Below are 15136 nucleotides of genomic sequence, written 5' to 3'. Positions count from 1 at the left end.
CAAAATTACTCAATCCTCTAAAATTCCTACTTGTTTAAATTTTTCAAAAACACTATCGGTATGTGGGGCATCAGCAAGCTCATCAGTAAGGTCTTGACCTGCCCAGTGCTCATAGTGTTTTCCGTTTTTCCATAATCTAGATTCAGACACATCATAAATTATTCCGTGAAGAGCTACCCAAATTTCTTCTTTATCTTGTCCATTTCTTAGGGCTAACTGGCTTTTTTTGTATTTCTTTGAAGCATCCATTTGAAAAAACATGTCGTATTTAAAGTAGTCAACAACTTTAAATCTATTTAGTTTGAAATAATTGGCAAAAAAATTGTGCTTTGCACTATTAAGAAATAATTTCGCATATATTTAATAATCGAAAAATAAACGATTGAATGAAAAAAACGAGCGGTCTTTTAGCAGTAGCAGTTATAATGGTGAGCTTCTTTGTCTCTTGTGGAGATAAAGTAGACCCAATTTCAGAACGAGTTGCCAAAGTTTGGGTACCAAGACTTGTCCTTGAAAACTCAGCGGTTGTTTATTCAGCAGGTGGGTCTGGCAATGTTAAGCCGGCATATTCTTCATACAGATTAAATTTATCTTCACCGCCACAAGCAAGTCTTACAGATGTGGATGGTCAAACATATTCAGGTACTTATTCGGTAGATGGAGAAACAAAGCTGACTATTTCAGGTTTGACTCCTGAGCCTACAGGAACTGGAGGTACTTTAGTTTTTACTATTAATAGTTTGCCTGATGATGCATCAGAATTGGAAATTACTTTAAATGGAGCTTATCCTAAAACAGGTAATACTACTAACAAGTATACATTAGTACCGCAATAAAAAATATTACTTATAATTAAAGGTGGGCTTAGTGCCTGCCTTTTTTTGTTTATTCTATACTAGGATGAAAAGAACAGAATTAGGAGAATTAGGAGAGTTTGGCTTGATAGACAGGCTAAAAGCAAACGTTAAAATATACCAACCATCTACTGTTTTTGGGATAGGTGATGATGCTGCTGTGATAGACTCAGGCACGCATTATACTTTAGTATCTACAGATATGTTAGTGGAGGGTGTACACTTTGACCTTTCTTATGTTCCATTAAAACATTTGGGCTATAAAGCTATTGCGGTGAATATGTCAGACATAGCCGCTATGAATGGTATTCCTAAGCAGGTAACGGTGAGTATATCACTTAGTAATCGCTTTTCGGTAGAAGCTATTGAAGAGATATATGAAGGAATAAACGCTGCTTGTGAAAACTATAAGGTAGACTTAGTAGGAGGAGATACCACATCTACCAGGGCTGGTTTGGCACTGTCTATTACCGCTATTGGTGAAGTGTCAAAAGAAGCAATTTCTTATAGAAAGGGTGCTAAAGCAAACGATGTGCTTTGTGTTACTGGAGATTTAGGAGCTGCTTATTTGGGTTTACAAGTATTGGAAAGAGAAAAGCAAGTATTTTTAGAAAATCCAGAAATGAAACCTGAGCTAAATGACCATGAGTATTTAGTAGGGAGACAGCTGAGACCAGAGGGAAGAACTGATATAGTTCATGACTTAAAAGAAAAAGGCATTGTACCTACTAGTATGATTGACGTTTCGGATGGTTTAGCATCTGAAATTTTACATATAAGCAAAGCTTCTGGTGTAGGCATGACGGTGTTTGTTGATAATATTCCAATTGAAAACAAAACCTTAACCACCGCCAATGAATTCAATGTTAATCCTATTACGGTAGTGATGAATGGTGGCGAAGACTATGAGTTATTGATGACTATTTCTCAGGAAGATTATGACAAAGTAAAGGCTATTCCAGAAATTACGCCGATAGGTTTCGTAACGGAGGATAAAAACAATATTTTAGTAACGAATTCAGGCGAAAAAGTACCGATTACAGCTCAAGGATGGAATCACCTTCAAGACAAGGAATAGTTTTAATAATAGCAGTATTTTGTTTTTTTTCAGTTTCATGTAGAGACTCGACAAAAAATGAGGGTTTACTAAATTCTTTGGAAACCCTAAAAATGGAATATGCTCCTGATGGGAGAACCTCCTTTTTTCAATATGAGATAGTCAATGATTCTCTAAAAGGTCAAATTGACGACGCTCAATTACATCAAAAAGTAAAGAACTTATTAGTAGATTTTGATTTGGTAGAAGCTTTAGAGGCTTTGCCAAGTCAAGATTTGACAGACACCCTAGCTTATATCAATGTATCTGTAGGTAACATTAGGTCAAAGGCAGCCGAATCTTCCGAACTTTCTACCCAAGCTTTATTAGGAACGCCCTTAAGAGTTTTAGAGAAATCAGGTTCATGGTTTAGGGTGCAAACACCAGATGGTTATATCGGTTTTATTGAGAATTCGGCTATCGCTTTTGATGATAGTTTTGATTCGCAGGCAAACAAAGTAGTTTACACGGGAACGTATGGTTTCAGTTATCAAAATTCTTCTTTAAAAGGTTTAAAAGTGTCTGATTTAACTTTTGGTAATATTTTTAGGGAATTAGAAAAGGGCTCTCATAGCACTAAAGTGCAATATCCAGACGAAAGAATAGCCTATATTTCAAACATTGAACTTAAGCCAGTAGTAGATTTTGTCAATGAAGCAAAACCCAAAGGTATTATAGCATCAAGTCAGGAGTTTTTGGGCATCCCGTATTTATGGGGTGGTACTAGTATGAAAGGAGTTGACTGTAGCGGGTTTACCCGAACCTCCTTTATGATGAATGGAATTTATTTGCCAAGAGATGCTTCACAGCAGGCTTTGGTGGGTGATGCTATTGATACCTCTTCTGGATTTGATAAGTTGGAAGAAGGCGATTTGTTGTTTTTTGGTAGGCCGACAGATAAGGGCAATAAAGTGACCCACGTTGCTATATATTTGGGAGAACTAAAATTTATTCATTCTTCAGGAATGGTACGTTACGGTAGTTTTGACCCAGAATCAGAATATTATGATTCGTATAACCTTAACAGGTTCTTGTTTGCCAAAAGAATTATTGAAAGTGAAAGCATAAGATATCTTAACCCTCAAAATTTTTATTAGAATGTATAAAATACTGACTGTTCTCTTTGTATCAGCTCTTTTTATGTCATGTAATAATGGCCATCAAGAATTGTCAAAGGCAGAATACGACGCTTTGACAGAAGAGCAAAGAAGAAGTCCAGAATATGCTTTAGAAGGAATTGACTTAGGAGATAAAGATTTAGAAGTAACGCTTTTTGCATCAGAGCCTATGATGAGAAACCCTACCAATATGGATATTGATGCCAGGGGTAGAGTTTGGATTTGCGAAGGCTATAACTATAGAAGTAAGCTGAATCCTAAGAATGGAGTAGAGGAGAAAGGCGACAGAATTTTGATTTTAGAAGATACCGACGGTGATGGAAAAGCAGATAAAACTACTGTTTTCTATCAAGGTAATGATATTAACTCTGCTTTAGGAATAGGTGTTTTTGGAAACAGAGTGGTGGTTTCAAGAAGTCCTTATGTGTATATTTTCACAGACGAAGATGGTGATGATGTGCCAGATAAAAAGGAAGTTCTTTTTGAAGGAATTGGTGGCGAAGACCATGATCACGGCATGCATGCTTTTACGTTTGGGCCTGACGGAAAATTCTATTTCAATTATGGAAACGCTGGGAAAGGACTTTTGACTAAAAAAGGTAAACCGCTTTATGATGGGCAAGGAAGAGTTATAAGAGCAGATGGCAAGCCATACCGTGAAGGAATGGTTTACAGGTCTGACTTAAATGGTGATAACGTAGAAATTTTAGCTTGGAACTTTAGAAATAATTATGAAGTAGCAGTAGACTCTTATGGCCTTATGTGGCAGTCTGATAATGACGATGACGGAAACAGAGGTGTAAGAATTAACTATGTGATGGATTATGGAAACTACGGTTTTAAAGATGAAAATACTGGCTCAGACTGGAGAACACGAAGAGTAAATATGGAAGATTCTATTCCATTAAGACACTGGCATTTAAATGACCCCGGTGTAGTTCCTAATTTACTTCAAACTTACGCTGGTTCGCCTACAGGAATGGTAGTGTATGAAGGTAAGCTTCTTCCAGAGAAGTATCAAAATCAAATGATTCATACGGATGCAGGGCCAAATGTGGTTAGAGCTTATCCTGTTAAAGATGACGGTGCAGGTTACTCCGCTACTATGTTAAGCATTTTGGACGGTTCTAATAGAGATAAGTGGTTCAGACCTTCTGATTTGACGGTAGCTCCTGATGGCTCTTTATTCATTGCCGACTGGTATGACCCAGGAGTAGGCGGACACGCCATAGGAGACCAAAACCGTGGTAGAATTTACCGAGTAGCTCCTAAAGGACATGCTTATACAGCTGTCAAACCAGATTTTGAATCTATTGACGGAAATATAGCAGCTTTACAAAGCCCAAATGTGGCCACACGATATATTGCTTGGACTAATTTAAACGAAATGGGTCAAGATGCAGAAGCTGCTCTAAAGGCTCTTTATGCTAGCAATGACTCCAGAATGAAAGCAAGAGCTTTTTGGCTTCTAAGCAAATTGCCTAATGGTAAAGAATACGTTTTAGATGCAGCCAAATCAGAAGATTCTAATTTAAGAATAGCAGCAGTAAGAGCAGCTAGAGAGTTAAAAGGAGTTGACTTTTCGGAGCTTTACTTTGACCTAGCAGGCGATGCCTCCGCACAAGTTAAGAGAGAAGTTGCCATTGCTATTCGTGATGTTAAAGCAGCCGATACTTGGGTGAAATTAGCAAGCTCTTATGACGGTGAAGACAGATGGTATTTAGAAGCCTTAGGGATTTCAGCCGAAGGTCAATGGGATGATTATCTTTCAAAGTATTTAGACGAAGTAGGGTCAGAATGGATTAACACGAAAGCAGCTAAAGATATAGTTTGGCGAAGCAGAAGCTCAAGAACTTTAGACCTTTTGGGACAAATTTTAGCTTCAGAACCTACGGAGTCAAAATGGAAGTATTACAGAGCCATGGACTTTCAAAAGACTGGTGATAAGAATAGCATTCTTTTAAACCTGCTTGCTAGGGCGTCGGATGTAACAGAGAAGTCGGTTATTTTTAGACAGCTAGATATTGATGACTTAACAGCATATCCAAAATTAAAGGATGAGGTTTCAAACTTTGTGGGTCAGCTAGATAATGCAGACTTCCTTGACATTGTAGATAAATTTGAACTGAAAGGTCAAAAAGAGAGCTTGGTACGTATTTTAAGGACAGATACAGAAGGTAGCAATATTCAGGATGCCGCTAATACATTCTTTAAGTTTTACGGAATGGATGAGGTTAAGAAGCTTTGTTTAGATACGGATTTAGAAAAGGCTAAGAATGCGACAGAGCGTTTTGGTGCGGTAGATTCTAAACCAATGACTGATTTGTTGATAAGCATGTTTCAGAACGAAACCTTGGACTTAGGTTTGAGACAGGAAGCTATGAAGGCCATGAATGGATGGGATAGTGAGTCTCGTCTTTGGGAGTTAATTCAGGAAGATAAGGTACCTGCCGATGTCATGGATATAGCAAAAGAGCACATGATGAGAACTTGGCACCAAGATATAAGAGCGAAGGCAAGTGATTTTTTTGGTGATGATGATGCAGCGGCAGTGGATGTAAAGGCTTTATTGACTAAAACTGGTAAAGTAGAAGAAGGTAAAAAGGTGTTTGATGTATACTGTGTTTCATGTCACTTGGTTAATGGTAAAGGTGTTGATTTTGGACCAGGTTTGAGCCAAATAGGTGCTAAACTAACCAAAGAAGGACTTTATAACGCTATTCTTAATCCTTCTGAAGGAATGGGTTTTGGTTATGAAACGCAAGAGATAGTAATGAAAGATGGTTCTTCTTTCCAAGCTATCATTACCTCTAAAACAGAGGATGATGTGAATATTAAACTATTAGGGCAGTCTGAAACTACTAGATATGCCTTAAGTGATATAAAGTCGATAAAGCAGCTGGATGTTTCCTTAATGCCTAAATATCCTTTTGATGAAAATCAATTGGTGGATTTAGTAAGCTACTTATCGAGTTTGAAATAAATTTTGAATATTAAAGTGTGATTTTTTATTGAGACCTAAATACCATTTGAAACCATGGGAATTAGCCTGGCAGCATAAACTGCGAGACTGGAAAGACTCACGCTTTGGTTTGAAGCTAATTCAGCGGATTCCTGCAAAATTATTGAAGAAAATACCCTATGAAGCTATCCCATTTTGGATAGCTTCTGTGTTGGTAGGGGTAGTGTCCGTTGGGTATGAAAAGGCTTTTGAAATAGTGGAGTCTACCAGTATTAAGATCTTTAATTACAATCCCTATTTAATATTTGCGATAGCTCCAGTTTTCATGTTTTTAAGCTGGTACTTGGTTCAGCGATATGAAAAAAACGCAGGAGGGTCTGGAATTCCTCAACTCATGGCTGCGGTAAATATAGCAGGTACCAGAAATGGTTTATTGGTAGATAAGCTTCTTAATCTGAAAATTATAGTGATTAAGGTGCTGAGTAGTTTGGCCTTGCTATTAGGAGGAGGTGCTATTGGAAGAGAAGGACCTATGCTTCAAATTTCAGGGTCTATTTTTGAAACTGTTTATAGGCTTATTCCAGAGAAATGGCCAAAGGTTTCTCAAAAAGTGATGATTATTACTGGTGGAGCTTCTGGTTTGGCGGCAGCCTTTAATACACCGCTTGGAGGAATAGTTTACGTAGTAGAAGAACTGACGAAATCACATATAGGAAAATTCCGAACAGCGGTTTTTGGGGCGGTTATTATATCGGGGCTTACGGCTCAGTTGTTTCTTGGTTCTTATCTTTTCTTAGGTTTCCCTAAAATTAATAAACTTCCATTTTTAAGTCTTTTTTGGGTAGCTGGTTTTGCATTTATCTCAGGTTATTTGGGCTCTCTTTTTACCAAGGGTATCTCAGAGATTTCAAAATTAAGGACAAAGGTCAAAAAAGGCGGCCATAGGGCTTTGTTTGTTTTGGGTATTTCATTGCTTTTTGCCACCATGGTTTTCTTTACTGGTGACTTTTCAATGGGCACGGGAAAGCATTTGATTAATGAAATACTGTTTACTAATGAAGAGTTGCCTTGGTTTACACTTCCCGCCAGAATGATAGGTAGTTTACTTTCTTTCAGTATAGGTGGTGCAGGTGGTATTTTTTCTACGAGTTTGTCTTCTGGAGCAGCATTGGGTCATTTATTGGTAAGCACCCTTAACATGGGGCAAGAAAACCATAACCTTATGGTGTTAGTCTGCATGATTGGTTTTCTTACAGGAGTAACTCGTTCGCCCTTTACAGCGGCTATTTTGGTGCTAGAAATGACAGACAGGCATTCAGCTATATTTTATTTCCTATTAGCAGGAATGGTAGCGAATGTGGCTGCTAATTTGATTTCTACACGCTCTTTTTATGCTCAGAAAGAAACCGAAATTTATAAAGAACTAGGCTTGAGAACTAAATCAAAAACCTAGATCAATGCGGGTTTGTGTATCGTTATTCGGGAATCCTAATCCAGAAGGAAGCTTTGACGGTACATACCTTTCTAGGTTAGGATCGTAAAGACCGTTCTTGATAAATAAGGTTAATAAGTCAACCTCTTCACTTGTAAGATTTAGTGGTGCAAAAGCAGGGTCTAATTGCCCACTTGAAACATTACTGTTCTCTGGAATAGCTTTGTTCTTATATTCTATCACATCTCTTATTTCTGTGAAAGAAGCTCCGTGGCCATAAAATGGGGAGTCTTTAAGGTTGTATAATTGAGGAACTTTGAATTTGTATAAATCTTCAGGTTTGTTAGTGAAACCACCTCTTCCTTTATGCTCTACGTTTGTTTCATCTACATTGTAAACCTGTAGATTACCGTAACTTCCCTTAGTCAAATCTTTCATACCAATAGCATGGAAATCCATATTTGCTAATGATGGTCCATTATGACATGAAGCACATTTTGCTTTTCCAAAAAATAAGATAGCCCCTTTTTTCTCTTCTTCTAACATGGCGTTATAATCGCCTTGAAGCCATAACTGAAAAGGTGATTGATTAGAAAGAAGAGATCTTTCGTAAGCCGCAATAGCCAAGGCACTATTATCTTTTAGTGCCACTGGATTATTAAAACTGCTTTCATCATATGCTGCCGTATACATCTGACGATAGTTGCCCACATTACTCATGAAAATTTTATCAATCATCAATCTGTGTACATCTCTACCTGCAATGGCTTGTGTTTCTATACCTTCAAAACCCAGCTTGTTAGTGGCTTTTGGAGTGTCTTCAGTCCAAGAAGCTTCTGTTCCAATATTTTGATGGGTTCCTCCAAACTGACCATTCCACAGCACAAGTGTTTGGTAAGCCAAGTTCATAGCAGAAGGAGACCTGATAGGCTGCGTATCAATACTTTTTTCTGGGTAAGCGGGGTTTTTAACTCTAGATTCTCCGATTTGGCCAAATCCAGTTCCTCCTTCACCTATCCCTTGTGGCATACAAGCCTGAAAGCCAGCTTTAGCATGATGGCAGCTTGCACAAGAGTATGTATTCATACCAATGTTCATGCTTGGGTTTTGAGCTATTCCCGTTTCATGAAATAGAAATTTACCTAACTCAACTTTGGCTGCTGTTAAAGGGTTTTTAGGGTCTTGAGGGATTTTTGAAAATTCATCACTATCTGGCATTCTATAAAAAGCTTTACCAACATTGTCAGAACTAGCTAATAAAGCATCTTCCAGAACAATGTCTGTTTCATTCGCTTCTATAGAGATTATTTCGTCTTTGTCATTACAAGATACCAAGGTTATAGTACCAATTAAAAATAGTGCGTAGAGGTAGATTTTATTCATGCTAGTATTTTAAGTAGTCCAAACCTTTTGCTGCAAAAATCAGTCCATTTAGCATTGAAAGATGTTGAAAAAATAAGAATTATACCTTGTAAGGCATTCTGTCGATGTTATTTGAGAAGATGTAGCTTTATAAAATTATATTTTTTAAAATTAAAAATTTGGCATGATAATACGTATTGAGAATGCCGATAAATCATTTTTGAAAGAGTGATTATTGAGAAATATAATTTATTGCCTACCTTCAATATTATTTTAAACCATTGAGACAGAGACAAAGTACACGACTGGGTGCATTATTATTGGCTATATGCTTTATGGTCAATCTGTTTCTAGTTCCTGCTGTGTTATTAAATCTTCTTCACCAAGAGGGTAGCATAGAAACCTCTTCTTTCTTATCAGATGTTAAAGGTCCTGAGATTTTAGAGATTAAAATGGCAATGGCACTTCCTTATGCGTCAGAGTGGGAAAGCCCTAAAAAGGGGAATGGTTTATTGGAGAGAAATGGTGAGTTCTACACCTTAGTAGAGCGAAATTTCGAAAACGATACACTTTATTTCAAATACATTAAAAACACCAACGCAAGAGAGATATTTAGCATGTTATCTGACAAAGTAGATAACAGTCAAGACACGGATAAGCAGCAAAACTCCAATGGAAATAGCCTACTTTCTAACTGGATGCTTCTTAAATTCCAGTCAAACTCTTCTAGTGATTTTGAATATTTGAATCTCTCTTTTAAAGAATTGGCCTTTCATAACTTTAGCTATAAAAACTTGTTTTCTTCTGTTTCTTTAAGAATTGACACCCCGCCTCCTCAGCTAGTTTAATGTTAAATATTATCCTTTAAGTCATCGATAAGTCTTTATTGATGCATTATTATTTACATTAAATTTTATTCAAAATGTTAAGAAAACTACTTGCAACAGTATTGTTGCTGTGTATTCCCTATATATATGTTTTTGCACAAGGATGTGTGGCTATTAAACATTTTTCTACTTGTTCTGGTAACCCTAATTCTTCTCTTCAAACGGGAAAGGGGTACGCTCTGTTAAGTGCAAATTATCGCTATTTTAAATCGTTTAGGCACTTTAGAGGAACGCATGAAGAACCAGATAGAGTGGCAAATGGCTCTGAAGTTATCAACTACAGCCATTCTTTAGATTTAAACCTTACTTATGGTCTGGGCAATAGAGCATTTTTAACGGCCAATTTACCAATAGTTTATAATGAACGAAGTTCCCTATACGAACACGGCAGAAGTGAAAGACATAGTTCTTATTCGCAGGGCTTAGCAGATGCTAGAATTGGCTTTGGCTATTGGCTAAAAGATATAAGTACAGCTCATGATGCTAATATGTCTATTAATCTTGGTGTAAAATTGCCAACAGGAAATTATGAAGCTACCAGCACCTTCTATAACGTAGGGTTAAATGGTGCAGAAGAAGTAAGGCCAGTAGATCAATCTATTCAGCCAGGTGATGGTGGTTTTGGAATAACTTTAGGCTTTCAGGGCTTTAAGCAGTTGGGTACTAGATTGAGTGTTTATGGCTCAGGCTTTTATCTGTCAAATCCGAAAGAAACTAATGGAACTAGAACATTTAGAGAAACGCTTAATCCTATCCTTGAAAATGAATCTATCATGTCGGTTACAGACCAATATTCCCTTTCAGCTGGTTTAAGCTATTCGTTTTTTGAGCCAAGCATAAGCCTGAGTTTAGGAGGACGATTTGAAGGAATACCTGTTAAAGATGTGATAGGAGGAAGTTTAGGGTTTAGAAGGCCAGGAATGGCAGGCTCTTTAGACCCAGGAGTTACCTACATGAAAGACCAAATGATGTTTACGCTAAATGTGCCGGTAGTTTTTTATAGAAATAGGCCACAGAGTTTGACGGATTTGGAAACTGAAAGATTGACAGGCTCACCAAGAGCTGGTGATGCAGCATTTGCAGATTACCTTATCAACTTTGGTTTGACCATAGGTTTGGGTAATAAAGAGAAGTCTCATTAATAAATATGAAATATTAGTTATGAGATACTTATTATGCATATTCCTCATTTTAGTATTAGGAGTAGGGCTTTCAGATGCCCAGCAAACAGGAAATATTGAAGGTAATGTAGAAGATGACCAATCACAGCCAATTTCAGGAGCAGTGGTTCGTATAGCAGGTACTAATTTAGCGGCTTTTTCAGATGCTGAAGGAAAGTTTAAGCTTAGAAATGTAGCTTATGGTACTTATAAATTGAAGGTTTCTTTTATTGGCTATGCCAATCTAGAGAAGGCGATAGTATTAAATAGTCGGAACTTGTCTTTGTCGCAAATAGTCTTGTCAAAAAATGCGGAAGCTCTAGAAGAAGTAGAGGTAAATGCTGCCAGAATTGCTCGCGTAGAGCAAATTCAAGAAGAAGAAACGGATGTTTTAATTGGTGGTAAAAAGACAGAAACTATATCGATGGCTGCTGTTGATGCAGACGTTTCTCAAAAAAATGCCCGTCAAATTTTTGCTAAAATTCCGGGTGTTTTTGTTTACGACATGGATGGCTCTGGAAATCAAATTAACATATCTTCTAGAGGACTTGACCCTCATAGAAGTTGGGAATATAATGTGCGGTTAGATAATGTGGTGACCAATTCAGACATGTACGGTTATCCGGCTAGTCATTTTAGTATGCCAATGGAGTCTATTGAGAAAATACAGATGATTAGAGGAACCGGCTCTTTGCAATATGGAGCACAGTTTGGAGGAATGCTTAATTATGTCACCAAAAGTGCTGATAGTACTAAGAAAATAGGTGTAGAGAGTATTAACTCTGTGGGGTCTTATGGCTTAAAAAGCACTTATAATGCTTTGGGAGGAACCATTGGGAAGTTTTCTTACTATGCTTATTTTTCTAAGAGAGTGTCTGACGGCTACCGAGATAATGCGGAGTCAAATTACGAGTCGGAGTATATAAAGATGAACTATCGCTTTAACAGCACTTGGAATTTGGCAGGTGGTTTGGCAAGGTCAGTTTACACGTATAGAATTCCTGGACCATTGACAGAAGAGCAGTATGCTAGTAACTCAAGACAAAGTACACGGGATAGAAACTATTACTCTCCTGATATTTTTGTGCCTTTCTTAGAGTTGTCTTCCAACATTGATGAGAAATCATCTTTGAAATTGATGGTATCTGCGGTTTTAGGTGAAAGAAAAAGTGTTCAGTTTACTGGAGTATCAGGTGTGGTAGACGAACCTGACTTTAACACAGGGTTAATGCCTGCACGTCAGGTAGATATTGATAATTATCATTCGTACACCACAGAATTGTCTTTCAGTAATAAGCATTCATTGTTTAATAAAAGTGCAAAACTTCATGCAGGTGTTAGGCTAATAAGAAACGACTTACACCGTCGTCAAAAAGGAAGGAGTGATGTGGATGAAGGTGCAGTTTATACGGTAGGTACTGCTGGTTTTGGAAGAGATATACATTACTATACTGATAATGTGGCTATGTTTTTAGAAGAGAAGCTAGATTTGACTAGTAATTTTTCTGTCAATGCGGGCTTACGTTTTGAAAAAGGATTGACCAAAATGCGTGGAAGAATTGATGATTATCCAGAAAACGAAGTGCCAACCGATATTAAGCATGAGTTTCCTTTACTGGGCTTAGATTTCAACTTTACGCCAAAGGAAAATTTGAGGTTTTATGGTGGTTGGTCACAGGCTTATCGCCCCGTTATTTTTGCGGATATAATTCCTGCTAATCCATATGAATTAGCAGATAAAAACTTGCATGACGCCTCCGGCTCAAATATGGAGTTGGGTTTACAGGGTAAGACCTTTGACAATAGGCTGGTCTATAATGTTTCGGTGTTTAATCTTTTTTATCAAGACAGAATGGGTAAGCAGGTTATTGTGGATGCTAATGGTGATACTTTTGTTCTAAGAACCAATATTGGCAACAGCATAACTTATGGGTTAGAATCTTATTTAGATTTTATCATTCATAATAGTCCCAAATTTAGGTGGTCTGTATTTACGGCTAGCTCATTTATGAAGGGTAAGTACCTAAACGGTGAAGTGACTAATGGAACAGAAAATGTTTCCGTAGATGGGAATTTATTGCCAGGAGTACCTCAGGTTATAAGCAGAAACGGATTCTTATTTAAAACCAATAAATGGAGTGCTACTTTACAGTATAGCTATACTTCGTCTTTTTATTCTGACCCATTAAATGTGGAGTTTGTTGATAATGGTACTGTAGGATTAGTGCCTTCTTATGGTATTCTTGATTTTAATACCAGCTTAGGGCTTACAGATTTTTTAGTATTGAAGGGTAGCTTGAGTAACATTGGCAATATTACCTATTATACTAAAAGACCAACAGGGTATCCAGGTCCAGGAATTTGGACATCAGATGGAAGAAGTGCTGTGTTAAGCCTTCAATTAAAGTTTTAATGAAATAATATCGTTGTCAAATATACTTTATAAGCATATTGCAGATGATTTGACAGCATCATGAGTGTAAGTCGTCTATAAAATGACTTACACTTTTTAAAGATTTATAATAATGAAGAGTAAAGATGTTTTTGAAGAATATAAGGCCTTAAGAAGTGTTGATTTATTTAGTAGAATAGCACTATGTACGGTTTTTTTCTGGTTTGGTTTTTTGAAAGTTATAGGTACATCACCTGCAGAAAACTTAGTTCATAAGCTGTTTGATTTAACCTTGGCTCCGTTCGTATCTATTGATGTATTCATTCCAGTTTTTGGAGCTTTTGAGTGTTTAGTAGGAATAATGTGGCTGTTTCCTAAGCTAACTAAACTCACGTTCTATGTGATGCTAGGCCATATGGCTTGCACTTTTATTCCATTAGTGTTGCTTCAGTCTGATACCTGGCAGTCTTATTTTACGTTAACCTTAACAGGTCAATATATCATAAAGAATGTGGTTCTGATAACTTCAGGATGGTATTTAAATACAATGAATACTTACCTGAGAGTAGATAAAGTTAATGAGGGAAAGAGAGAATTAGTGCATGCTTAGGTCTTAAGTTTCTTCTTCTTTGCCGCAGGAAATAAAACGTTATTAAGGATTAGTCGATAACCAGCAGAATTTGGATGAAGATTCAAATCTGTTGGTTCTTCACCTACATAATGCTGATAATCTTCAGGGTCATGGCCTCCATAAAATGTCCAGAAACCTTTGCCAACAGTACCATGAATATATCTAGCCTCGTTTAGCTCCCTATTTTCTGCTAAAATTACCACCTCTGGCTTAATCAAGTTCTTTTTGTAAGCAGTGGTTTGGCCCATAAATCCTTTGATAAGGTTATTATGGTTTTGCGTAAGCATGGTAGGAATAGGATCCCATTTGGCAGAAAATTCAAAAAGATTGAAGTAATCATTACTTTCATTAACCTCACGCTCTTGGCTAGTATGGTCAATATTTGAAAACTCTACAATGTATGGGTCATATATAAGGGAGAAGTCTTTGAAAGCAAAAGTTTTACTAAAGTCTAGTTTTGAGTCGGCAGATTGGTCTGCACCATCTCCATCGTAAGGAGTCTCTACTACATCTAGGCCTTCTGCTGCCAAAGCAATATCATAGGTGTCGGTAGCATTACACATCGCAAACATGTATCCACCACCTAAAACGAAGTTTTTAATTTTATTAACCACAGCTAATTTAGCTTGGCTCACCTTATCATAACCATATTTAGTGGCAATGGCTTCGGCTTCCATCTGCTGCTGCTGGTACCATGACTGGCCACGCATTCTAATAAACTTACCAAACTGCCCTGTGAAGTCTTCGTGGTGCAAGTGTAACCAATCATATTCAGGTAGCTTACCTTCCAAAACCTCTTCGTCAAAAACCTTGACATACTTGATTTCGGCATAAGTTAAGGCCATGGTAACGGCATCATCCCATGGTTGTGTACTCTTTGGAGAATAAACAGCTATTTTGGGTACTTTCTGAAGTTTGACAGCATCCATGTTGGCGTCAGGATTTTTTACAAAAGCTAAAATCTGAGCCCCATCAGCTTCTGAAATTACTTCGTAACTAATGTTTCTTATTACGCATTCGTTGATAAATTCTTGGGTAGCTGGAAACATAAAACTACCACCGCGGTAATTTAAAAGCCAGTCTACCTCTAGGTCATAACTGTCCAATATCCAATACACCAAACCGTAAGATTTTAGGTGATTAGTTTGACTGTCGTCCATAGGAACTAGGAGCTGATTTGCTCTTAAAGACCCAGAAATGGTCAAAAAAATGATAAGCGGCAATAAGACTCGTTTCACTGGC

General features: G+C 37.3%; 12 protein-coding genes. 9 read left to right on the top strand and 3 right to left on the bottom strand.

The genetic code is table 11. The features are described 5' to 3' along the window. Window positions 1-9 precede the first annotated feature (9 nt). A complete protein-coding gene (locus AC0L6O_RS15035; RefSeq protein ID WP_473303483.1) occupies window positions 10-261 on the bottom strand; it encodes a cytochrome b5 domain-containing protein in 252 nt (83 codons plus the stop codon). A 125-nt stretch (window positions 262-386) separates the two neighbouring features. On the opposite strand from AC0L6O_RS15035, the gene AC0L6O_RS15030 reads away from it, so the two are divergent. The 5 genes from AC0L6O_RS15030 to AC0L6O_RS15010 all read left to right on the top strand — a co-directional run bounded on the left by AC0L6O_RS15030 (window position 387) and on the right by AC0L6O_RS15010 (window position 7483). Next, window positions 387-836, top strand: coding sequence for a hypothetical protein (locus tag AC0L6O_RS15030; protein WP_473303482.1), 450 nt, complete (start codon window positions 387-389; stop codon window positions 834-836). Window positions 837-900: 64 nt separating this feature from the next. Then, window positions 901-1932 carry a thiamine-phosphate kinase gene (gene thiL, locus AC0L6O_RS15025; protein ID WP_473303481.1) on the top strand — a complete coding sequence of 344 codons (1032 nt, stop codon included), beginning with the start codon at window positions 901-903 and terminating at the stop codon, window positions 1930-1932. A gap of 77 nt (window positions 1933-2009) precedes the next feature. Next, on the top strand, window positions 2010-3047 hold the full coding sequence (locus AC0L6O_RS15020) for a C40 family peptidase (protein WP_473303480.1): 1038 nt from the start codon (window positions 2010-2012) through the stop codon (window positions 3045-3047). Window position 3048: 1 nt separating this feature from the next. Then, a complete protein-coding gene (locus AC0L6O_RS15015; protein WP_473303478.1) occupies window positions 3049-6051 on the top strand; it encodes a PVC-type heme-binding CxxCH protein in 3003 nt (1000 codons plus the stop codon). A gap of 28 nt (window positions 6052-6079) precedes the next feature. Beyond that, complete coding sequence (locus AC0L6O_RS15010) at window positions 6080-7483, top strand: chloride channel protein (RefSeq protein ID WP_473303476.1); 1404 nt, start codon at window positions 6080-6082, stop codon at window positions 7481-7483. On the opposite strand, the gene AC0L6O_RS15005 is transcribed toward AC0L6O_RS15010, so the two are convergent. Then, window positions 7472-8845, bottom strand: a complete 1374-nt coding sequence (locus tag AC0L6O_RS15005) for a cytochrome-c peroxidase (protein WP_473303475.1) — start codon at window positions 8843-8845, stop codon at window positions 7472-7474. The two genes, AC0L6O_RS15010 and AC0L6O_RS15005, sit on opposite strands and share 12 nt — an antisense overlap. A gap of 260 nt (window positions 8846-9105) precedes the next feature. Between AC0L6O_RS15005 and AC0L6O_RS15000 the strand changes: the two genes are divergently transcribed. The 4 genes from AC0L6O_RS15000 to AC0L6O_RS14985 all read left to right on the top strand — a co-directional run bounded on the left by AC0L6O_RS15000 (window position 9106) and on the right by AC0L6O_RS14985 (window position 13873). Next, the gene (locus AC0L6O_RS15000) at window positions 9106-9672 is read left to right on the top strand and encodes a hypothetical protein (RefSeq protein WP_473303474.1); all 567 of its coding nucleotides are present in this window, start codon (window positions 9106-9108) and stop codon (window positions 9670-9672) included. Between the two features lie 74 nt (window positions 9673-9746). Beyond that, entirely contained in the window at window positions 9747-10853 is a 1107-nt protein-coding gene (locus AC0L6O_RS14995; protein ID WP_473303473.1) for a hypothetical protein, read from the top strand. A 19-nt stretch (window positions 10854-10872) separates the two neighbouring features. Next, window positions 10873-13284 carry a TonB-dependent receptor domain-containing protein gene (locus AC0L6O_RS14990; RefSeq protein ID WP_473303471.1) on the top strand — a complete coding sequence of 804 codons (2412 nt, stop codon included), beginning with the start codon at window positions 10873-10875 and terminating at the stop codon, window positions 13282-13284. A gap of 112 nt (window positions 13285-13396) precedes the next feature. Further along, the gene (locus AC0L6O_RS14985; RefSeq protein WP_473303470.1) at window positions 13397-13873 is read left to right on the top strand and encodes a hypothetical protein; all 477 of its coding nucleotides are present in this window, start codon (window positions 13397-13399) and stop codon (window positions 13871-13873) included. Here AC0L6O_RS14985 and AC0L6O_RS14980 read toward each other — a convergent pair. Next, window positions 13870-15132: an asparagine synthetase B gene (locus AC0L6O_RS14980; RefSeq protein ID WP_473303469.1), complete on the bottom strand. Its 1263-nt coding sequence runs from the start codon at window positions 15130-15132 to the stop codon at window positions 13870-13872. The two genes, AC0L6O_RS14985 and AC0L6O_RS14980, sit on opposite strands and share 4 nt — an antisense overlap. Window positions 15133-15136: the final 4 nt, after the last annotated feature.

The organism is Arcticibacterium sp. GJ41-1, assembly GCF_055808875.1.
Note: the sequence above shows the minus strand (reverse complement) of the source record. Positions and strands in the feature narration are given on the sequence as shown.